The 21182-nt window shown below is 69.6% G+C and carries 17 protein-coding genes and 1 pseudogene; 9 read left to right on the top strand and 9 right to left on the bottom strand.

Going from position 1 to position 21182, the window contains the following annotated elements; all coding sequences use genetic code 11:
* Positions 1 to 131: 131 nt before the first annotated feature.
* Positions 132 to 1172, bottom strand: a complete 1041-nt coding sequence (locus ACQEVG_RS33120) for an oxidoreductase (protein ID WP_432990698.1) — start codon at positions 1170 to 1172, stop codon at positions 132 to 134.
* A 66-nt stretch (positions 1173 to 1238) separates the two neighbouring features.
* Here ACQEVG_RS33120 and ACQEVG_RS33115 point away from each other — a divergent pair, with 66 nt between their 5' ends.
* Positions 1239 to 2195 carry an FAD-dependent oxidoreductase gene (locus ACQEVG_RS33115; RefSeq protein ID WP_432990696.1) on the top strand — a complete coding sequence of 319 codons (957 nt, stop codon included), beginning with the start codon at positions 1239 to 1241 and terminating at the stop codon, positions 2193 to 2195.
* 54 nt (positions 2196 to 2249) lie between these two features.
* Here ACQEVG_RS33115 and ACQEVG_RS33110 read toward each other — a convergent pair whose 3' ends face one another.
* The 3 genes from ACQEVG_RS33110 to ACQEVG_RS33100 form a co-directional block, all read right to left on the bottom strand.
* Positions 2250 to 2534 carry a hypothetical protein gene (locus ACQEVG_RS33110; protein ID WP_432990694.1) on the bottom strand — a complete coding sequence of 95 codons (285 nt, stop codon included), beginning with the start codon at positions 2532 to 2534 and terminating at the stop codon, positions 2250 to 2252.
* 106 nt (positions 2535 to 2640) lie between these two features.
* Positions 2641 to 3921, bottom strand: a complete 1281-nt coding sequence (locus tag ACQEVG_RS33105) for a M14 family metallopeptidase (protein WP_432990692.1) — start codon at positions 3919 to 3921, stop codon at positions 2641 to 2643.
* A complete protein-coding gene (locus ACQEVG_RS33100) occupies positions 3918 to 5912 on the bottom strand; it encodes a Xaa-Pro dipeptidyl-peptidase (protein ID WP_432990690.1) in 1995 nt (664 codons plus the stop codon). The genes ACQEVG_RS33105 and ACQEVG_RS33100 overlap by 4 nt, the downstream gene beginning before the upstream one ends.
* A gap of 286 nt (positions 5913 to 6198) precedes the next feature.
* Here ACQEVG_RS33100 and ACQEVG_RS33095 point away from each other — a divergent pair, with 286 nt between their 5' ends.
* Both ACQEVG_RS33095 and ACQEVG_RS33090 read left to right on the top strand, forming a co-directional pair.
* Positions 6199 to 7698 carry a M1 family metallopeptidase gene (locus tag ACQEVG_RS33095; protein WP_432990688.1) on the top strand — a complete coding sequence of 500 codons (1500 nt, stop codon included), beginning with the start codon at positions 6199 to 6201 and terminating at the stop codon, positions 7696 to 7698.
* A gap of 211 nt (positions 7699 to 7909) precedes the next feature.
* Positions 7910 to 8950 carry a LacI family DNA-binding transcriptional regulator gene (locus ACQEVG_RS33090; protein ID WP_432990686.1) on the top strand — a complete coding sequence of 347 codons (1041 nt, stop codon included), beginning with the start codon at positions 7910 to 7912 and terminating at the stop codon, positions 8948 to 8950.
* Positions 8951 to 9013: 63 nt separating this feature from the next.
* On the opposite strand, the gene ACQEVG_RS33085 is transcribed toward ACQEVG_RS33090, so the two are convergent.
* Positions 9014 to 9679 (bottom strand): helix-turn-helix transcriptional regulator, encoded by a 666-nt coding sequence (locus ACQEVG_RS33085; RefSeq protein WP_432990684.1) that lies wholly within the window; start codon positions 9677 to 9679, stop codon positions 9014 to 9016.
* A 98-nt stretch (positions 9680 to 9777) separates the two neighbouring features.
* On the opposite strand from ACQEVG_RS33085, the gene ACQEVG_RS33080 reads away from it, so the two are divergent.
* On the top strand, positions 9778 to 10215 hold the full coding sequence (locus tag ACQEVG_RS33080; RefSeq protein ID WP_432990682.1) for a hypothetical protein: 438 nt from the start codon (positions 9778 to 9780) through the stop codon (positions 10213 to 10215).
* Positions 10216 to 10275: 60 nt separating this feature from the next.
* On the opposite strand, the pseudogene ACQEVG_RS33075 reads toward ACQEVG_RS33080, so the two are convergent.
* A pseudogene (locus tag ACQEVG_RS33075) lies at positions 10276 to 13060 on the bottom strand (glycosyl hydrolase).
* A 249-nt stretch (positions 13061 to 13309) separates the two neighbouring features.
* Here ACQEVG_RS33075 and ACQEVG_RS33070 point away from each other — a divergent pair.
* From ACQEVG_RS33070 to ACQEVG_RS33055, 4 genes are all read left to right on the top strand, one after another.
* Complete coding sequence (locus ACQEVG_RS33070; protein WP_432990680.1) at positions 13310 to 14614, top strand: ABC transporter substrate-binding protein; 1305 nt, start codon at positions 13310 to 13312, stop codon at positions 14612 to 14614.
* A 259-nt stretch (positions 14615 to 14873) separates the two neighbouring features.
* The gene (locus tag ACQEVG_RS33065) at positions 14874 to 15830 is read left to right on the top strand and encodes a carbohydrate ABC transporter permease (RefSeq protein WP_432990678.1); all 957 of its coding nucleotides are present in this window, start codon (positions 14874 to 14876) and stop codon (positions 15828 to 15830) included.
* Positions 15827 to 16732, top strand: a complete 906-nt coding sequence (locus ACQEVG_RS33060; protein ID WP_432990676.1) for a carbohydrate ABC transporter permease — start codon at positions 15827 to 15829, stop codon at positions 16730 to 16732. Before ACQEVG_RS33065 ends, ACQEVG_RS33060 begins: the two co-directional genes overlap by 4 nt.
* 45 nt (positions 16733 to 16777) lie before the next feature.
* Positions 16778 to 18178 carry a GH1 family beta-glucosidase gene (locus tag ACQEVG_RS33055; protein ID WP_432990674.1) on the top strand — a complete coding sequence of 467 codons (1401 nt, stop codon included), beginning with the start codon at positions 16778 to 16780 and terminating at the stop codon, positions 18176 to 18178.
* 37 nt (positions 18179 to 18215) lie between these two features.
* Here the strand turns inward: ACQEVG_RS33055 and ACQEVG_RS33050 are convergent, their stop codons facing one another.
* On the bottom strand, positions 18216 to 19073 hold the full coding sequence (locus ACQEVG_RS33050) for an oxygenase MpaB family protein (protein WP_432990672.1): 858 nt from the start codon (positions 19071 to 19073) through the stop codon (positions 18216 to 18218).
* Between the two features lie 224 nt (positions 19074 to 19297).
* Here ACQEVG_RS33050 and ACQEVG_RS33045 point away from each other — a divergent pair, with 224 nt between their 5' ends.
* Positions 19298 to 19465, top strand: coding sequence for a hypothetical protein (locus ACQEVG_RS33045; RefSeq protein ID WP_432990670.1), 168 nt, complete (start codon positions 19298 to 19300; stop codon positions 19463 to 19465).
* Between the two features lie 83 nt (positions 19466 to 19548).
* On the opposite strand, the gene ACQEVG_RS33040 is transcribed toward ACQEVG_RS33045, so the two are convergent.
* Positions 19549 to 19968, bottom strand: coding sequence for a hypothetical protein (locus ACQEVG_RS33040; RefSeq protein ID WP_432990668.1), 420 nt, complete (start codon positions 19966 to 19968; stop codon positions 19549 to 19551).
* Positions 19969 to 20116: 148 nt separating this feature from the next.
* Complete coding sequence (locus ACQEVG_RS33035; protein ID WP_432990666.1) at positions 20117 to 20599, bottom strand: hypothetical protein; 483 nt, start codon at positions 20597 to 20599, stop codon at positions 20117 to 20119.
* Positions 20600 to 21182: the final 583 nt, after the last annotated feature.

Here is a 21182-nt window from a genome sequence, read left to right as displayed (position 1 = left end):
AGCACCAGGAACATGGACACGTCCCCTCCCCTTCGGAGCCGCACGAGCCACACGCGCGGCACGCACGGCACGCACGGCACGCACGGCACGCACGGCACGCACGGCGATGCTGCCGGCACCATGTGACGTGATCAAGCCCTTTGCGGGTGCACCACCGGTGCCACCCGCACGCTCCCCGTTGTCCGCGCCACCAGGAACGACGTCCCCTTCACCGCCCGCCCGTCCAACGGAATCAGGTGTTCACCCGGCTCCAGCATCCCGTCGAAGACCTCTCGCGTGTGCGTCCGGGACAGCCGGTTCAGGCGATACGCGACCAACCGCACCCGGCAGGCAGAGGTGACCTCCACGTGCGCCGCCCCGTCGGACACCTTCAGGCCGGTCAGTCTGCGGAGCTCCAACGGGGTGTAGTCCAGGGCGTGTTCTATCTGGGCGACCAGCAGCGGGATGATCGGGGCGAGCCCGTCCACGTACGCCACCTTCGCGTCCGCCGCCTCGAAAGCCCCGCGCACGGCCGCGCGTTCCGTCTCCCCCACCGCACGTCCGAAGGCCACCGCGCCATACAGGCGCAGCTCATCCGCGGGGACTTGGGACGCGTCGTGCGTGATGTCCGCGCCGATGCCGATCGTGCGCAGGGCCGCGGCCAGCTTGGCCAGTACGGCGACGCGCGCACCGATCAGCAGCACCCGGCGGCGGACGGGCGCCGCGCCCTCGCCGGCTGCCAGCAGGCCTTCCAGCTCCGCTCGGTACGCGTCGCCGCGGAAGCGGAACGGCCCTATCCCTTCGTAGCCGTTGAGCTCCAGATCCGCCGTCTCGGAGGTCTGCCAGGCGAAGTCACGCCAGACGACGTCCTCCCCGTCCCGCTCTATGACGGCCGTCACCGCGCCGCATTCGATGTCCTCGCACTCGGGGCAGCCGTAGATCACACAGCGCCCGTCCGCCAGCGGGGCGGGGGCGTCGAGCAGCAGAGTGCGCACCTGGGCGGTGAAGATCGCCGGAGGTATGTCGGAAGCGAGCGGCGAGACCGCGTCCAGGTCACAGAGCTGGAACAGCAGTGGCCGCCCGTCGACGACGAAGTCCACGAAGTCCCGGTGGACTTGATGGACACCATCCGCGAGGACTCCTCCGGCCCGCATCGCCGGCGCCAGTCCGAAGGTCGCGTATAAAGCAGACATGTCCTGAGTATTCCCACCTGTAACCCTTTCCGAGCGCGGCACACGCCGATGAGCTACGGTCCCGCCATGAGCGGCGATGTGATCGTGGTGGGCGGCGGAGTCATCGGACTGACGACCGCGATCGTCCTGGCGGAGAGCGGCCGTGACGTTCAGCTGTGGACGCGGGACGAGACGGACGGGACCACATCCGCGGTGGCGGGCGCGCTGTGGTGGCCGTACCGCATCGAGCCGGAGGAGCGGGTCGGCGACTGGTCACTCGCCTCACTGCGGGTGTACGACAAGCTCGCCGCGAACCCCGACGAGAGCGGTGTACGCCTGGTCCCGGGCATCCAGGCCGGCGAGCGGCTGTCCGCTCTCGGCTCCTGGGCCGCCCAGGTCGAGGGGCTGCGCGCGGCCCGCGCCGATGAGCTGCCCGAGGGTTACCAGGCAGGGCTCCGGGCCCGGATCCCGCTGATCGACATGCCCGTGCATCTGGGCTGGCTGCGGCGGCGCCTCGAATCCGCGGGCGGCACGCTGCACACCTGTACGATCCGTTCCTTCGCCGAGGCCGCCCACAGCGCGCGGGTCGTGGTCAACTGCACCGGGCTGGCCGCCCGCGAGCTGGCCGCGGACGACCAACTGCTGCCGGTACGCGGGCAGTTGGTGCTGGTGGAGAACCCCGGGATCGAGGAGTGGTTCACCGCGGTCGACCATGCCTCGGCCGAGACGACGTACTTCCTCCCGCAGCCCGGGCGGCTGATTCTGGGCGGCACGGCGGAGGAGGGCGACTGGCGGCTCACGCCGGATCCGGCGACGGCCGAGGAGATCGTGGCGCGCTGTGCGCGGGTCCGTCCGGAGATCGCTCAGGCGCGGATCCTCGGACACCGGGTCGGGCTGCGCCCGGCCAGGACGGCCGGGGTACGGATCGAGGCGGAGCCGCTGCCGGGCGGCGGGCTGCTGGTCCACAACTACGGTCACGGCGGCGCGGGGGTGACGGTCGCCTGGGGCTGCGCCCGGGCAGCGGCCGCGGCGGCCGCGCGCTGACCAACGGGCATCGCCCGCCCCGGCGTACCGGGACGGGCGATGTGACGGTGCAGCTCAGGCGTTGTTCTCCGCGTCCTGGCACTGCTTGACCTTGCGCAGGATCGCGTCCGCCTGGGCGCGGGCCTTCTTGGCCTCGGCGTGGGCACCGAGCTGGTCCAGCTGCGCCGCCTTCTGCTTGAGCTTGGCGGCCTCGGCACGCATCTTGTTGATCTCACAGATGACGACACCGCCGGCCCGCGCGCCCGACGGGGTGGCGGACGCGGCCTGCGCGGGCGCGGCGGCGAACAGAAGGCCACCGGCCATCGCTGCGGTCACGGCAAGCGTGGTGATACGGCGCATTACTCGTACTCCAAGTGCATGGTTGTGCGCCCCCGTTGAGGGGGTGGTCTGGTCAGTACCAGCCAGTAACTTTAGCCGATCTTGATCACGGTGCCCGCCACCTCCCTCAACAGTCGCTGATCGGCTGCCCCGATGTGAGGTGGTAGGTGGCACGCGCATCGAGCAGCAGCGGGATCAGTTCGCGCTGGGACTGCCGCAGCGGTACGAACGCCCCGTCCCCGTCCGGCCTCGATCTGACGCCGTGCAGGGCCAGTTCGTCCTTGACGTCCCCGTACTGCGCCGCGTCGAGGCGGTAGCCGCAGGGGGGATCCTCCAGGGTCTGCTCCGCCGTGGCCGGTTCGTTGTCGGCGCCGCCCAGATAGACCGGGCCGCGGTCCTTGAACCCGGCCAGCCGGGCGGCGGTCGTCGCGGCCTCGATCCGGCCGCGCCGCTCGTCGGTGAAGGCCAAAAGGCCGTCCAATGCGGTCAGTTGACTGTCCACCCGGCGCCGGTTGTTCAGCGCGGGATCGGCCTTCTCCTCGTCCGTCAGGGGGTCGACCCGGCTCTCGATGAGCAGACCGAGCGCGTTCTTGACGCCCGAGGCATTGCGCAGGATGCGCTCCTGGCCGTCGCCCGCGACCTGTTTGATGGGGTCGCCGGTGACCGGGTCGGTCCAGATTCCATAGGTGCCGGTGCTGTAGCCGCCGTCGTGCGCGGCCGGGCGCACATAGCCCGCGGACAGTGTCTGCGACTCCTGGTGGATGGCGGCGTCGGTGTTGAGATTGCGCGGCCAGAGGTCGAACAGGTCCTTGTCGTAGTAGAGCGGCGTCGCACCGTACTCGTGCAAGTCGTAGATGACGTCCGGGCGCTGGTCACGGATGACGGCGGCCAGCGCCCGTGCCTCGGCCGTCTTCAGCGCGATGTGGTCGCGGTTGATGTCCACGCCGTCGGAGTTGGTCCGGGTGCCGGCAGCCCGCCCGTCCGGATTGGCGGTGGGAACGACAAGGATCCTGGTCCGGGACAGCAGCCTGCGCGTGTCACGGTCCTTCGCGTATCCGAGATCCCGGATCGTGGTCAGACAGGCATCGCGGCCCGAGGGCTCGTCGCCGTGCTGGGTACAGACCAGCAGCACCGTGTTGGCGGCGTGCTGGGCGCCGATGCGTACGAGCTGGAGCGGCCGCCCCTGCTCGGTCGTCCCGATCCGGCCGACCGAGACCCGGTCGCTGCCGCGGTCGACGGCGGCGAGGAACGACTGCTCCTCGGGCTGACTGGTCCAGCGCGCGCCGTTGCTGGTCTCGAAGCCGGTGCGCGGCAGGCTGTACGCCGCCTCGGCCGGCGCCGTGACGAGCGGCACGGCGAGCGCCGCGACCGTGGCGGTGAGGACGAGAGCGCGGATACGGGGCATCATCGGCTGCCGCCTCCGGGAATCGGTCGGATCGGACGGGGTTCGGCCACACCACTGAGCCGGGACTTGCTCGGGGCAAGGGACGCGGCGGACCCCGCGGTGGCCCGCAGGAACGCGGGGGCGCCACCGACGATCGGCAGCTTCGCCGCTGTCCGGGCCAGATCGAGGGTGAGCGTCGGGGCGCTCGCGGGCGGGTCGATCAGATCCCGGTCCGTACCGGCGACGATCAGGGCGAGCCGGTGCCCGGCCGGGACGATGTGATCGCTCGCGTGCAGATCGAGGGTGATGGTGTACGACGTACCGGGGGTCAGCGGGCGGCCCGTGGCATCGGAGGCGTAGTTGCCGAGATCGGCCCAGCCGCGGCTGAAGACCGCGTAGCCGACGGCGGCCGTGCGCGCCATGGTCTCCTTGAAGCAGGGGCTGTCGCCCTGTGTGGCCGCTCCCCAGCAGGTCCGCTCGGTGAGCGTGGCGATGCCTTCGCCGGCGGCCGCGTAGTCGCGGATGGTGTCGGGCCCGAGGTCGACGAGGACCGCGGAGAGATGGGCGCTCGTCGTGGAAGCGGTCGCGGTGACCGTCACCTTGGAGGAGCCGGACAGGCGCAGTTCGCGGCCCAGTGGCTTGGTGACGAAGCCTGCCTTCGCGGGTGTCGAACTGTCGATCCGGGATGCCCAGTCGGTCTCGTCCTGCGTACGGTCGTCGGTGAACGTCTCCGTCGTGCCGGGGCCGGCCGGCTTCAGCCCGAGGATGCCGACGCCCGCCGCAGCGCCCTTGTCCGGGCGGAGGCTGGTGGTCGCGGTGGCCCGGGGCGGCCAGACACGGTCGGTGGACCACTGGTCGGGTGCGCGCTCGATGTCAGCCATCGGCTCCCGCTCGATGCCGTTGTCGTAGCCGAGAAGATAGTGGTCGAACCAGCGGTGCAGGGTCGGCACCCATGCCGTACGGCGGAAGTCGAACGGGTCGACGTGTCCGGTCTGGGAGAGCCAGACCTTGCGCTCCACGCCACCCGCGGCGAGGGCGTCCCACCACTGACCGAAGTGCTTGGTGCGGACGTTGAGGTCCTGCATGCCGTGCACGGCGAAGACGCTGGCCCGGACCCGGTCCGCGGCGCGCACATAGTCGCGCTCGCTCCACAGCGGGGTCAGATCGCCGGTGCGCGGAGCCTCGTCCACCAGCCGCTTCTGGACGGCCTGGCAGCGGGCGCGGGCTTCGGGGCTCTCGACATAGTCGGAGAGCCATTCGGGTCCCGAGTCGTACAGCGGGGCGCCCTTGGCGAAGTAGTAGTCGTACCAGGAGGAGATGGCCGCGATCGGAACGATCGTCTTGAGCCCCTCGACTCCGGTGGCGGCGACGCCGTTGGCGATCGTGCCGTCGTAGCTCTTGCCGATCATCCCGGTGTCACCGTTGGTCCAGCCGGCCCGGGCGCGCTCGCCGCCGGTGCGGGTGGTGTAACCGCGGGCGCGACCGTTCAGCCAGTCGACGACGGCTTTGGCGGACTGGACGTCGGAGCGGCCGCCGATGTCGACACAGCCGTCGGAACGATTGGTTCCGGCCAGGTCGACCGCGACGAAGGCATAGCCGCGCGGGACGAAGAAGTTGTCGTAGAAGAGCGGGAACTGGACAACGTTGCCGTTCGCGTCGTACGTCTTCTTCTGGCTCTCGTTGCCGCGCCCGCAGCAGGAGTAGTACGGACTGGCGTCCATGATCACGGGGATCCTGCGGCCCTGCTGGGCGGGCTCGCGCGGCCGCACGATGTCGACGGCTACGCGGTCGGTCCTTCCGTCCCCGTCGCCGTCGAGACGGGTGTCCACCCAGACGGACTCGCGGATCGCGTTCTCGTACGAGTAGACGGGCTTGCTCTCCCGTACGGGCTTGCTCTCCTGTACGGGCACGCTCTGTGCGCTCGTCGGGGACAGGGTCATGGCCATCAGGGCGGCCGAGGCCGCCACCACCAGCGATCTGCACGTCCAGCGGGAGCTCCCCGCGCGTTTCGGCATGGGCGGAAGGTACTCCGGTCAACTCCTGTGCAACAGAGGGCATTCGGCTGCCTCAACCGATCTCGGCGGAGGCGACTCGACGGCTGCTTTCGTCAGCTGCAGCGCCTGCACGGCGCAAGGCTGGAGGAACCGCTCCGCAGGGCACCGATGGGCCGGATCGGTGAGCGCTGCGGCGATATGTCGGCCGAATGGCGATCACATGAAAGGCCGAACGACGCTCCTGACTGCGGGCGCCGGGCCTGAATAGGGTTCAAGAGATCATCGACCCCCACGACTTGGAGCATCCGTGCACCGCAGACTCATCGTCCCGAGCGCGCTGGCGGCCTCACTGCTGCTGGCGATCCCGGCATCGGCCGCCGACTCCTCGCCGGGCGCCCCGGGCATTGGCGACACCTACTACCCGGCCAGCGGAAACGGCGGATACGACGTATCCCATTACGACCTGAGGCTGACGTACCGGCCCGCCACCGATCTGCTCGAAGGCACGGCGACGATCCTGGCCACCGCCACGCAGAACCTGAGCCGCTTCAACCTCGACTTCGGTCTTGGCGTCAGCGAGGTGCGGGTCAACAACAAGAAGGCGCAGTTCAAGAAGGAGGGTGACCAGGAGCTGGTCATCACTCCCGCCACGCCGCTGGAGAAGGGCAAGCCCGTCTCGGTTGTCGTCCGCTACGCGGGCAAGCCCTCCGAGCTGAGCATCGGCGGGTACACCGCCTGGCACCGCACTCCGGACGGCGGAGTCGCCGCCCAGGAACCGGACTCGGCCGTGTGGTGGTTCCCGAGCAACGACCACCCGCTGGACAAGGCGACGTACGACATCTCGGTCCTCGTACCCGACGGGACCCAGGCGATCAGCAACGGCGTGCTGCAGTCGCAGAGTTCGAGGCTGGGCTGGACGCGCTACAACTGGCGCTCCAACAAGCCGCAGGCGTCGTATCTCGCCACGCTCGCCGTCGGGAAATTCGACATCACCACCGACAAGACCGCCGACGGGCTGCCGATCCTCAACGCGTACAGCAAGGACCTCGGCGACAACGCGGGGGCGGCGCGGGCGAGTGTCGAGCGGACCGGTGAGGTCGCCGAGTGGCTGACCGGGGTCTTCGGCCCGTACCCCTTCAACGCTCTGGGCGGCTATGTCCCCAATGTGACGAGCGGCTACGCGCTGGAGACGCAGACCCGTCCGTTCTACAGCCCGCGGCAGTTCGCGAACGGCGCGAATGTCTCCGTGGTCGTCCATGAGCTGGCCCACCAGTGGTACGGCGACAGCGTCTCCGTCGACGGCTGGAAGGACATCTGGGTCAACGAGGGCTTTGCCCGCTACAGCCAGTGGCTCTGGTCCGAGAAGGAGGGCGAGGGCACCGCGCAGGAGCTCGCGGACTGGGTCTACGCCCAGCACCCGGCCGATGACGCCTTCTGGACGGTCAAGCCCGGTGACCCGGGCCCGGACAAGCAGTTCGACATCGCCATCTACGACCGGGGCGCGCTGGCGCTCCAGGCGTTGCGCAACGAGGTCGGCGACGAGGACTTCTTCGCGATCCTCAAGGGCTGGCCGGCCGAGCACGCCTACGGCAACGCCAAGGTCGGCGACTTTGTGAAGTACGCCGAGAAGGTCTCCGGCAAGCCGCTCGCCGGGCTCTTCGACACCTGGCTCTACCAGCCGTCGAAGCCGGGCGCTCCGGCCGCGGCGGGCGTCAGTATCGCGAAGGCTGAGGGCAAGCACGCCCAGCCGAAGTCGTGGAAGAAGATCGCCGCCACGAACACGATTCACGAGCACGACCACCACTGAGCCGCGGTCGCCGGGCGTGGTCGTGAGGCGCCGCCGTTCCCCGGCCGGGACGGCGGCGCCCCCGGTTCTGGGCAGGGCACGGGCAGCCCCGGGACGAGCCCCTGGCCGGGCCGCTGGCCGGGCCTGGGTGGGAGCGCTCTCAGCAGATCGTCGGGACCGGATATCCTGTACGCCCGACGCGGCCGAATGAAGCAGACGAGGAGCACCCGCCTTGCCCGAGCAGACCACCGGGTCCCGCCCCACGCTCGAAGCCGTCGCGGCCCGCGCCGGCGTCTCCCGGGCCACGGCCTCCCGGGTCGTCAACGGCGGCGCCGGGGTCCGCGCCCCGCTGGTCGACAAGGTGCGCCAGGCGGTCGAAGAGCTCGGATACGTACCGAACCACGCGGCCCGCTCCCTGGTCACCCGGCGCAACGGCGCGGTCGCAGTGATCATCGCCGAGCCGGAGTTCAGGATCTTCTCGGACCCGTTCTTCGAGCAGCAGGTGCGCGGCATCAGCCGCGAGCTGACGGCGTACGACTCCCAGCTGGTGCTCCTGTGGGTCGAGGGGCCCGGCGACCACGACCGGATCGCCCGCTATCTCGGCGGCGGCCACGTCGACGGCGCGCTGGCCTTCTCGCTGCACAACGACGACGAACTGCCCGCCATCATCCGCCGGGTCAAGGTCCCGACCGTGTTCGGCGGCCGCCCCGGCTGGCCGGGCGCCGCCGGCGAGTTGGCCGTCCCCTATGTGGACTGCGACAACCGGGGCGGCGCCCGGGAAGCCGTACGGCATCTGGTCTCGCTCGGCCGCGAGCGCATCGCGCACATCGCGGGGCCGCGCGACCAGACCTCCGCGACGGACCGGATCGACGGCTACCGCGACGTCCTGCTGGACGCCGACCCCGAGCTGATCCGCCAGGGCGACTTCACGGCGGAGAGCGGCGCCCGCGCGATGGCCGAGCTGCTCGACCGCCGCCCCGATCTGGACGCCGTCTTCGCCGCCAATGACCTGATGGCCTCGGGGGCACTGCGGACGCTGCGCGAGCGCGGGCGCCGCGTGCCCCACGACGTGGCGGTGGTCGGCTTCGACGACATGGCATCCGTCGTCGAGTCGACCGATCCACCACTGACGACGATCCGTCAGGACATTGAGGGAATGGGCCGATTGATGGTCCGGCTGCTGATGCGCGTACTGAACGAGGACGAGCCGGACACGGGCGCCCCCGCCTCGGTGATCACCCCGACCACACTGGTACGGCGGGCCTCGGCCTGACCTCCGACGCCCATCGCCCATGTGGGGAGGTGTCGGCCGGGCCGCTTCGCTCGGATCATCTGATCATTGGTCCGCGGGTTCCAGGCGGACACAGCACCGGCCTGGGGCGGGCGCCAGGCACGCCCGGAGCTCCGTCTCGTGCAGTCCCTCGAGAAAGCCGCCCAGCAGGTGGAGGTTCATGCCGCACACCGTCTCGGTGTACTCACGAGCCAGCGTGTGGAAGGGACAGTTCCCGAGGACGACGGCATCCCCTTCGAGGCGCGGTTCGAACCCGTACCGCTCCAGGAGGTCCAGGGCGTCGGCGCCGTCCTGCGTACCCGACTCCCTGCCCATCTCATGGGCCTTGCGGTGGAGTACCGCCCTTGGCGGCTCACCGGTGGCCTCGGACTCTTCCAACGCCTGTGCGAGCAGCCGCCCGGCGAGGTCGTAGCGGCGCCCCGGCAGGCTGACGGTGACCTGCTTCGCAGAACGCCGGTAGAGCTTCGCGGGCCGTCCCGCGCCGGGTCCGCTCCGTCCGCTGCGCCGTTCGTAGACGACATCGAGCAGGCCTTCGTCGGCGAGACGGTCCAGATGGAACGCGGCGGTCTGCCGCGCGAGGCCCAGAGCCTCGGCTGCCTCGTCACGACCGACCGGTGCCACCTGCCGTATGACGTGGTCGTACAGCCGTCTGCGGGTGGGCTCATCGAGAGCGGCGACGGCGGAGAAGTCTGAGTCACGGGGCTGGTCCACGGCACAAGTGTAAAACCCACAGCCATTGACTTAAGAGAAGCGGTCCTTCTATCGTTAATGAAAGTTGCATATAGAAGAACCGGAGAGAAGGAGGACCCATGTCCACATCCATGTCCGCGCCGTCCGTGACCCCCCGGCGGGCCGCGCTGTCCGACCCCGGCTACCAGGCGTTCCTCTGCCTGCGCATCGTGTTCACGGTGGCTCCGATCCTGTTCGGCCTGGACAAGTTCGCCAATCTCCTTGTGGACTGGCCCGGGTACCTGGCGCCATGGATCGACGACATCGTTCCGGGCAGCGCCCAGGCGGCGATGTACGCCGTAGGAGTGATCGAGGTCGTGGCAGGCGTCGTCGTCGCGGTCGCGCCACGATTCGGAGGCTGGCTGGTCGCGGGATGGCTCGCCGGCATCATCGTCAACCTGCTGAGCATTCCCGGCCACTACGACATCGCGCTGCGCGACTTCGGACTGCTGGTCGCCGCGGTGGCGCTGGCCCGGCTCGCCGGCAAGTACGCCACCGGCAGGCAGGGGCGGAGCTGACGCCCCCGCGCCGCGTTGCTCTCGGGAGGCATGACGGAGCCATGCCTCCCGAGAAAGCCGCTAACCGAACGGAATCACCAGCACGGACTTGTCAGTGCCCGTCTGCAGCTGGGACGTCCCGTTGCCGATCGCGCTCCACACCTCCAGACGTACGGTGCCGCCCTTGAGGTCGCCGAGACTTCCGGTCGCCGCCTTCAGGCCGCGTGACTGCGCGTACTCCTCCCAGCCCGCCACCGCATCGGTCGCGAAGTACTGATAGGTCTCGGTCCGGTCGAAGGTGCCGTCTCCCGTGAAGTCGTAGCTGACACGGGCCTGCTGGCCGAGCCCGACCGTGCTGCCCGCGTCCAGCTGGAGCCGGAAGGCGGTGGCCGCGCCCGGCGTGAGCGTGCCGTTGACCTGCTTGATCTCATAGACGAGCGGCTGGTGCGGAGTGCCGTCGTAGTTGGCGCCGCCCGCCGAGGCGATCGTGTCGCTGCCCGCCGTACCGCCCGTCGCCGTGGTGAGCACCCCTCCCGTACGGAGCTGGAAGGCGTTGCCCGTCGGTGGCTGCGGATCGGGATCCGGGTCCGGGTCGCCTCCCCCCGGTGCCGGTTCCGGTCGCCGTCGAGCGCGCGGGGACGGTGAGCGTCCCGCCGTCGGAGAAGGTGACCGTGCGGGCCGTGGCGCCGTAGTTGTGCGCCGCGTACGTCCGTACCGTGCCCTTGGTGAACACCGCGGAGGTGGGGATGTCACCGGTCACCGTCGCGTCCGGGGCGCCGAGCGCGTCCAGGGTGCCGATCCAGTGGTAGGTGTGCGCCTTGGACTCGCCCTGCTCAGGGGTGTAGCCCGCGTTGTCCGCGTCCCACTTGGCCTTCGCGCCCGCCGGGTCGGTGAGTGACTGGAACTCCCAGAGGATGTCGCGCCATTCGACGGCAGGGCCGCCGTTCTCCCGTTCCATCTCGGCGATATTGCGGGCGACAGCGGCCTTCTGGCCGCCCAGGTGGAGTGAACCGCCCGTCACCGGAAGGACGTTGATGCCGTGGATCTCCTCGGGGTTGGCGGTCCACCAGGTCGCGTACGCGGCGCCGCTGCCCCACACCATGCCCGCCGTGTCATGGCCGAACGATGACGGGAAGACCTGCTGGTCGGCGTCGAACCAGTACTGGGCGATCGCCTCGGACTCGGTGGTGAGCAGATACGTCCCGAGGTCGCGCAGCGCGGTGTCGCCGGTGGCCGAGCCCCACAGCACAAGTCCCGCGCTGAGGTTGATGGACTCCGACGAGGACTCCTGGTTGTTGCCTGCGGCGAAGCCCTGGTGTCCGGAGGCCCAGCTGTGGCCGGCGTAGACGTCGAAGCCTCGCAGGAAGGGGAAGGCGGTGTCGGTGCGGCTGGGGTTGGCCGTGTCCCGCACCAGGGTCTTGACCATCCCGCCCCACGCGGAGTCGGCGCCCCAGGTCTGGTCGTACTGGGCGACGATCGCGGCCGCGTAGACGTAGTAGCTGTAGTGGAAGTGGTGGTCGTTGAGCTCGGTGTCGCTGCCGTACGAGGCCGGGTAGCCGGTGAGGGTCTTCCAGTCCTTGTCGTACGAGAACTCGTTCGCGCCGCCCGCCGTGAACCAGTCCTGGAGCTTGCCCTTGATCAGACCGAGCAGTTTGTCGCGGGTCGCAGTCTCACCGATCTGGTCGGCGACCGGCACCAGCTGGGCGAGCCGGCCGAGCGCCTTTCCGGTCCAGTAGGTGTCCGTATAGCCGGAGAAGGGGTCGGGGTCGTTCGCGACCTGGTCGAGGTAACCCTTCAGCCGGGCCTTGTCGACGGCGTCCGTCCTCGGCAGCCCGGGGAGCACCGCGGACGCCTTCTGGCTGGTGGTGAAGGAGACCGCCTCGCGCACCTTCATGGTGCCGCGCGGCGAGACGTAGGTGTAGGAGGTGAGCGGGTCGGCGGTGTGCAGCCACTGGTGGCGGTAGAGCGCCTGGAGCGTGCCGCGCTCGGTGCCTTCCTTGGCCTCGGTGGTCAGGGTGTAGGTCGCCTTGACGGCTCCGCCGCTGTAGCTCCAGGTCGCCCTGGAGCCGGTGACGAAGCTGTACGCGTACTTCTTGTACGTCGCGAGCGCGTCGGTGGAGGGCAGCACGGCGAGTGAGAAGTAGTCCTTGGCGCCGAGTCCCGCGGTGATGGTGGAGCCGGCGACCGTCCAGTCGCTGCCGCTGGGTGCGAAGAGCGCGTAGTGGTGGCCCGCGACGGTGATCCCGAGGACATTGCCCTGGTCGGCGAAGACGGCGGGCGCGGCGGCGGTGGTGATCTGGGCGGCCGCGCCGGAGCCCTTGGCGTACACGAACGGCAGGCCGTGGCCGATGGTGGTGCGCAGCGTGCGGGTGCCGTCCGACCAGTAGGGGGTGACGGTCCAGTCGGACCAGTCGTCGGCCTTGGTGTCCGGGGAGTTGAGCCCGGTCAGGCCGAGGGTGAGGTCGCGCTTGTGGGCGTACTCGTACTGGCGGCCGTCGCCGACGATCGCGGGGGTCGTCGGGTAGCCGACCTCGAGTCCGCCGGCCGCGGCCTGGTAGGTGAGGGGGTGGCCGTACATGGGGGTGGAGTACGGGTTGTCGCCGTACCGCTGGAAGGCGAGGGACGACCACCAGTCGTTGGTGGGGACAGGCCGGTCCTTCGCGGCGGCGGTGGTCTTGGGGGTGACCGGTGCGCCGGTGTTGGTCGTGGGGCCCGATGTCCCTGCGGGGCGGGTGTCGGAGTAACTGCCGGATCCTACGGGGACGGTGGCGGCCGCCGCCTCGGTGGCGGCCGGGCCGAGGCCGATGGCGGCCAGGGCGGTGACCAGGATCAGCGCGGCAGCTGGTCTGGTGCGGTGGGCTGGCATGGACGGCACCTCGAAGTCATGACGGGAAAGACGGGGAAGGGACCTCTGAGAGCGCTCTCAGGTGCCGTTGAACGTAAAACTCCTGAAACACACGTGTCAATACATGGGACAGCGGCAGCAGTTGCCCCCGAGTCCAAGCCGTTATGTGTTCGAGTCTTGACGGGGCGAGCCCCTCCGGGGCACGCTCCAGACGCATATCTGAGAGCGCTCTCAACGCTCTCGCTCCACCGAAGCCAAGGGAGGCTTCCCATGCCCATCGCCCGAGCCGCCAAGAGGGCCGCTGTCCGCCTGGGTGCGGTCGTGCTCGCCGGGGCACTGCTCGCCGCCTGTGGATCCGGTTCGTCGGACGGCACGTCCGACAGCGCGGGCGGCAAGGTCACGCTCACCGTGGACCTCTTCGGATCCTTCGGCTACAAGGAGGCCGGGCTCTACGCGGAGTACGAGAAGCTCCACTCGAACATCAAGATCAAGCAGAGCGACACCGAGGACGAGCAGGACTACTGGAAGTCGCTGCAGACCCGGCTCGCGGGCGGCGGCGGCCTCGCCGATGTGCAGGGCATCGAGGTGGGCCGGATCGCCGCCGTCACCCAGCAGCAGGCCGACAAGTTCGAGGACCTGAAGCAGTACGGCGCGGACAAGCTCAAGGACCAGTTCGCCGAGGCCAAGTGGGCTGCGGCCACCGGCAAGGACGGCCAGATCCTGGGCCTGGGCACGGACGTCGGCCCGGAGGCCATGTGCTACCGCACCGACCTCTTCAAGCAGGCCGGCCTGCCCACCGACCGCACCCAGCTGGCCGCCAAGTGGTCCACCTGGGACGGCTATCTCGCACTCGGCAAGGAGTACAAGAAGAAGGCGCCCGCCAAGAGCGCCTGGGTGGACAGCGTCGGCAGCCTCTACGCGATCATGGTCGGCCAGCAGAAGGAGCGGTACTACGACGCCTCCGGAAAGCTGATCTACGAGGACAATCCGGCGATCAAGGCCGCCTGGGACGCCTCCACGCAGGCCGCCGAAGCGGGGCTGAGCGCCAAGCTCGACCAGTGGTCCCCGCAGTGGAACCAGGCGTTCTCGGCCGGTTCCTTCGCCACCATGCCCTGCCCCGCCTGGATGCTCGGCTACATCAAGGGCCAGGCCGGTGACGCGGGCAAGGGCAAGTGGGACATCGCCAAGCTGCCCGCGGGAGCGGGGAACTGGGGCGGCTCGTATCTGTCGGTCCCGCGTGCGGCCAAGCACAAGAAGGAGGCGTACGAGCTGATCCAGTGGCTCACCGCCCCCGAGCAGCAGGCCAAGCTCTTCACCAAGCAGGGCAACTTCCCCTCGTCGACCGGCGCCATCGCCAAGGTCGCGGCCGCCAAGGACCCGTACTTCTCGAACGCCCCGATCGGCCAGATCTTCGGTGACGCGGCCAAGGCGGCTCCGGTCCAGGTTCTCGGCGTGCACGACAAGAGCGTCGCGGACCAGATCACCAACGCGCTGAGCGAGGTGGAGCGCAAGGGCACCTCACCCGACAAGGCCTGGTCGACCGCCAAGAAGAACGTGGCGAACGCGACCGGCTGACGCAGCGGCGCCGTGAAGTGCGAGTGCCCGGCGGCCGCTTCTCGCCGCCGCGCCAAGCCGTCCGCACTTCCCGGGCCGCACGGCTCCGGAGACCGGTCCTCGACACCCGGCCGGACCGGCCTCCGGCTTTCCAGTTCTGCCCCACCCGCCCGCCTTGATGTGAGGGGTACGGGGCAGGCATCCCCCACGCTCCCGGCGGGGCGGCACTCGTGCGCCGCCGGGAGCGGAGCCCCCGCAACGACTCCTGAAGGGCCGCACCGTGACCCTCACCGCCACCGCGAAGCCGGTCGCCCCGCAGCCGGCGGCCCGGCCCTCGGCCGCGCGCCGGACCTGGCGCACGCTCTCGCCGTACGCCTATGTCGCCCCGTTCTTCACTCTCTTCGCCGCCTTCGGGCTCTTCCCGCTGATCTACACGGCGTTCGTCTCGCTCTACCGGGTCGAGCTGCAGACGCCCGGCGAGATGGAGTGGCGGGGCCTTGGCAACTACACCGCGCTCTTCGGCGACGAGATCTTCTGGACCGCGCTGCGCAACACCTTCACCATCGGGGTGCTGTCCACCGTCCCCCAGCTGGTGATGGCGCTGGGCCTGGCCCATCTGCTCAACTACCGGCTCCGCGGCCGGACTTTTCTGCGAACGGCGATGCTGCTGCCGTACGCGACCTCCGTCGCCGCCGCGACACTGGTCTTCGCCCAGCTCTTCGGCCGCGACTTCGGTCTCATCAACTACGTCCTGGGGCTGGTCGGCTTCGATCCGGTGGACTGGCAGGCGGGCACGGTCAGTTCGCAGATCGCCGTCTCGACCATCGTCATATGGCGCTGGACCGGCTACAACGCACTGATCTATCTGGCGGGCATGCAGTCCATCCCGAGCGAGCTGTACGAGGCCGCCGAGATGGACGGGGCCTCGCGCTGGCGGCAGTTCATCCATGTGACGCTGCCGGGGCTGCGTCCCACGATCCTGTTCACGGTCGTCGTCTCGACGATCGGCGCCACCCAGCTCTTCGGCGAACCGCTGCTGTTCGAGGGGTCCATATCCGGCGGCATCTCACACCAGTACCAGACGCTCGGCCTCTATATGTACGAGCAGGGCTGGGGCTTCTTCCATCTGGGCCGGGCCGCCGCCATCGCCTGGGTGATGTTCCTGCTGATCCTGGTGCTCGTCGGGGTCAACGCCCTGATCGCGCACCGCCGTTCCCGCAAGGAGGCCGGCCGATGACCGCGCTCGCCGCCCCGCCGACCGAGCAGCCCGCCGCGGGCGCACCGCCCACACCGCCGCGCCCCAGAAGAAGCCGGGCCGGGCGCACGATGCACGGCGGCAAACTCGCGTACGCGCTGCTGATCCTCGCCGTGCTGATCTCGGCGTTCCCGTTCTACTGGACGATCGTCGCGGCCAGCCGCTCCAACGCCGATCTCGCGAAGGTGCCGCCGACGCTGCTGCCCGGGTCGAATCTGATCCACAACTTCGGGGCGGTGATGGAGGAGGCCGACATCGGCAAGGCCCTCCTCAACTCCTTCATCGTCTCCGGATCGATCACCGTCGGCACGGTGCTGTGCTGCACGCTCGCCGGTTTCGCATTCGCCAAGCTGCGCTTCCGCGGCCGCGGGGCGCTGCTGGCGGTCACGGTGGGCACGATGATGATCCCGCCACAGCTCGGCGTGATCCCGTTGTTCATGCTGATCGCCGAACTGCAGTGGGTGAACCAGCTGCAGGCCGTGATCCTGCCGGGTCTTGTGTCGGCCTTCGGTGTCTTCTTCATGCGGCAGTACCTGGTCCAGTCGCTGCCCGACGAGCTGATCGAGGCGGCCAGGGTGGACGGCGCGTCCACCGCACGGATCTTCTGGTCGATCGTGGTGCCCATCGCCCGGCCCGGTATGGCGGTGCTCGGCATGCTGACCTTCATGGCCGCGTGGAACGACTTCTTCTGGCCGATCGTCGCGCTCTCGTCGCAGGAACCGACCGTGCAGGTCGCGCTGCGCCAGCTGGGCGGCGGCTATGTCCACGACCAGTCCGTGATCATGGCCGGCACGCTGCTCGGCACTCTCCCCGTACTGATCGTCTTCGGACTGCTCGGCCGGCAGATCGTCGGCGGCATCATGCAGGGCGCCGTCAAGGGCTGACCTCTCCCCCGCAGGTCCATCTCACTTCCTGGGAGTTCTTTTCTCATGACCGCTGTCGACGCAGGCCCCGAGACGACGACGGAGCTTCGGTTCCCGGCCGCATTCCGCTGGGGCACCGCCACCGCCGCGTACCAGATCGAGGGCGCGGCCAAGGAGGACGGCCGCACGCCGTCCATCTGGGACACCTTCAGCCGCACACCGGGCAAGGTACGCAACGGTGACACCGGCGACATCGCCGCGGACCACTACCACCGGATGCGCGAGGACGTCGCGTTGATGAAGCGGCTCGGCGTCACCGACTACCGGTTCTCCATCGCCTGGCCGCGGGTCCAGCCGACCGGGCGCGGTCCGGCCGTGCAAAAGGGCCTCGACTTCTACCGCCGGCTCACCGACGAGCTCCTTGCGGCGGACATCCGGCCCGTCGCCACGCTCTACCACTGGGACCTTCCGCAGGAGCTGGAGGACGCGGGCGGCTGGCCGCAGCGCGAGACAGCGCAGCGTTTCGGCGACTACGCCGGGATCATGGCGGAAGCCCTCGGGGACCGGGTGGCGACCTGGACCACCCTGAACGAGCCGTGGTGCGCGGCGTTTCTCGGCTACGGATCCGGGGTGCACGCACCCGGCCGTACCAGTGCGAGCGCATCGCTGCGCGCGGCCCATCACTTCAATCTGGCGCACGGCTGGGCCGCGCAGCTGCTGCACGCTGCCCTGCCGTCGGCGTCCGAGGTCTCGCTCACGCTCAATCTGCACGCGGTACGTCCGCTCACCAACTCCGAGGCGGACGTGGACGCGGCGCGCCGCATCGACGCCGTCGGGAACCGGATCTTCCTGGAGCCGGTCTTCCACGGCCGGCTGCCGGAGGATCTGGTCCGCGACACGGCCGCGGTGACCGACTGGTCCTTCGTCCGGGACGGAGATCTGGACGCCATCTCCACGCCGATCGACTCGCTGGGCATCAACTACTACTCCCCCACCGTCGTGGGCGCCGGCTCCTCGGCTGCGCCGTCGCCGTGGGCCGGGGCGGAGGAGTATGTGCGCTTCCTGCCCGCGCCGGGCCCGCGCACCGCGATGGACTGGCCGGTCGACGCCGACGGGCTGTACGAGCTGCTGATCCGGCTGCGCGACGATCTGCCGGGCGTGCCGCTGGTGATCACCGAGAACGGTGCCGCGTACGACGACTACGCCGACCCGTCCGGCGAGGTCCACGACCCGGAGCGGGTGGACTATCTGCGGGCGCATCTCACCGCGGTGCACCGGGCGATCGCCGACGGCGCGGATGTCCGCGGCTACTTCCTCTGGTCGCTGCTGGACAACTTCGAGTGGGCGTACGGCTACAGCAAGCGGTTCGGCATCGTCCATGTCGACTTCGCGACGCAGCGCCGTACGGTCAAGGACAGCGCCCGCTGGTACGCGGACGTCATCGCACGGGGCGGTCTGGGCGGCTGAGCCTGGCGGCGCACTGACCGGTCGAGCCGGTCGGCCGTTACCGGTTGAGCCTGGCGGCCCGCCGCGCCTCGCGCGCCGGCGGGAGGTAGCGCAGTCGCTCGGGAAGTACGGGAACCACGGCCCGTACGACCCGGGCGAATCTGCGCAGCGCGCGCTCCTGCGCGTCCGTCCACTCCAGGCCGATCGCGTCCCGCGCATCGGGCGGCAGCAACCCGACGGTGATGAACCGGCGGAAGCGGGCGAAGGGCGGCAGCAGCACCGGCCATACCGCCTTGAGCAGGAGTGAGACGAGCGGCGGCCCGAAGTCCGGCGGCGGCAACGGCCGGTCCGTGGCGGTCAGTTCGCGTACGACGACGGTCTGCTCCACCTCGTCGGCGAGCATCTTGCGGTAGTACGGCCAGAACTCCTCGGGAGTCTGGGGCATGTCCCGGTCCTGGATACCGAGGACCCTGCCGACCTGGAGCCACTCCGCGTACAGCTGCCACTCCTGCGCACCGGTGAGCGGGCGCACCAGATACCGCAGGGCGTGCTGATAGACGGGGAATCCGGTGGCGTGGACCCAGGCGTAGCAGTCCGGGTCGAGTGCGCGGTACCGGCGGCCATGGGCGTCGACGCCGTGGATGCCCTGGTGAAGCTCGCGCAGCCGGCGCCCCTCGTCGGCCGCCGCGTCGCCGCCGTACACCCAGATCAGGAGCGAGCGCAGGGAGCGTTCTCCCCGACCCCACGGGTCGGTGCGGAAGACGGAGTGCTCGTCGACTCCCGCGCTGACCGCGGGGTGGGCGACCTGCAGGGTGAGGGCGGCGGGGAGCATCAGCAGTCCTCGGATGTCACCGACGAGCGTCCACAGCACACCACCGGGAGGTGGCGGTGCGGGGTCTGCCGCGGTCCTGGTCACAGCGATCAGTGTACGTCCGTTTTGTCTGACCTTGGGTATCAGGTGGTCGTTCAGGTGGAGGCCTGCCCGGTCACCCGAATGAGGAACCGGCCCGCGGCGCACCGGAGTTGGTGTGATCGTGCGGCCGAAGAAAGAAAGTGGACTCCTGGTCATTACCAGGTGGTAACTGCTGCTGCTTTGATGTGCGTCGCAGGTCGTACCCCCCACCTCACTCGGGAGACTTTGTGCCGCACTCCGCGCTCCGCCGCATCCCTGGCGCAGCCCTGTCCACCGCGCTCGCCGCAGCCGTCCTCACCGGGACCGCTCCGGCGGCCTCCGCCACCCCGGAGGCCGCGACGCCGCCGCTTAAGGTGCTGACGTACAACACCTTCCTCTTCAGCAAGACTGCCTAAGCAGAGTGATCCATCGGCGGGCATGAAGAAGCCCCGACCGTCTCCCACGGGGGAAGGAGACAGTCGGGGCCGTTTGTGTGGCGCTAGCCTGCCGTGTGCGCAGGCATGTCGGAGGCATCCATGGCCGCGAAGTCCTCCGACTGCAGGATCCCCTTCGCCCGCTCCATTAGCTCAGGGTCCTGGAAGCGCAGACGGCCGGCCACGAGCCGCTCGTGCGCGTACATGGTCCGTCCCAGGTCGACCGTGGAGTCCACTTCAAGCGTCCACGCCGCGTCGTGCAGGTCGAGCGTGCCGGGACGACGCGTGAGACGGCCCCCCGTGGCCGTACAGATGAGCCAGCATGCCTCTGGGAATCCCTGCGGAGCCCCTGCCCCTCCGCTCCACAGCCGCTGAGGATGGTGGCGATTCGCCATGTCCATCAACGATACGTCCGGGATCTCAAAGAAGGGGACGTACCCGACGACAGCCGTGTTGCCGAACTCCCCGGTCGACGTGTACGCCATGACGCACACCCGACGGGGCTCCCACATATGAAGGAGCCGAAAGGCCGTTACGCGGCCCGTCCCGCTGATCTCTCGCGCCATACCAGTACTCCTCACGACGACAGCCCCCGCCACCTTACGGGCGGGGGGCTGCCGTCAACCGCCTTGTTCAGCCGTGGTCGCCGCAAGGATTGGGGTCCCCCGGCTTCCCGTCACTGTCGTCGCCCCCGCAGCTGTAGGCGGCCGACGGTGTGGCCCACAAGGGCCGGTCGACGACGTATCCGGCGCGCTCCATGGCCTCCATCGTGCGCGGGATGACCACCCTGGAACTCTCGTACGTCTCCCCCGGCTCGTCTGACGGGTTGTGGTGCACCTTCCGCCACCCGTGGGCAGCGAAGAACTCGTCATATGCCTTCGAGTACTCAAGGAAGGCATGCCATCCGAGATCCACGGTCGGGCACATGCCCAACGACGGTGTCCCTGCGGGCTTCGTGGCACATGTCGCCAGGTAGGCGAGCGTCTGTTCCGTGATGCGCTCCGCCAGTTCCGACGTGACGTCGTGCTTCTTCTCCACGCGCTTCGTCAGCCGCTCGAAGAAGGCTTCAGAAACTAACGCCCTCGCGCTCACGGGCGCCATGACAGGTGCAGACATGTTCACTCCTCTTGGTCAGGGGGTGTGACGTCTTGCCTTGCCTTGCAGAGTAGAACGGACAGAGCCGCGGGGAGGCCGACCTCACCGGTCCCCGGGCTCTGCCGCCCCACCGCGCGCCGGCTGTGACGAGCAGCCAGTGCGCGGGTCTGTACCGCTCCAGGCGCGCGACGGGGGACCGCTGCTCCGGGGGTCCGTTCCAGAGCAGTCGGGATCCGCGCCCGGAGCGGCGTTCATGGATGCCGCCGACTCGCCAACTCCGCGGGAGGGTCGTCCACGTCAGCGTCAGCCGACGGGACCACGCGCCAGAACGTCAGCGCGACGGCGCGGTACGACCGGTGCGAAGGGTGTCGGCCGACGTGGACCAGCGTCCACAGCTCCGGGCCAATCCGCTCGCCCTCCACTGCCTCCGACTGCTCCATGCAAGTCGTGCATTCCGCCTGATAGATGGGCTGCGTCGGGGCGCCGGGTTCCGTGTCCTGACGAAGTGCCCAAAGGACAGAGCGGATGAGCGTGCGGACTGTCATCGCCGTCTCCGCTTGTGATCCGGGTGCCGTCGGATTTCCACAGCCAGATCCGTCGCGTG

Source organism: Streptomyces sp. CA-135486 (assembly GCF_050936555.1).
Taxonomy (GTDB): Bacteria; Actinomycetota; Actinomycetes; order Streptomycetales; family Streptomycetaceae; genus Streptomyces.
Note: the sequence above shows the minus strand (reverse complement) of the source record. Positions and strands in the feature narration are given on the sequence as shown.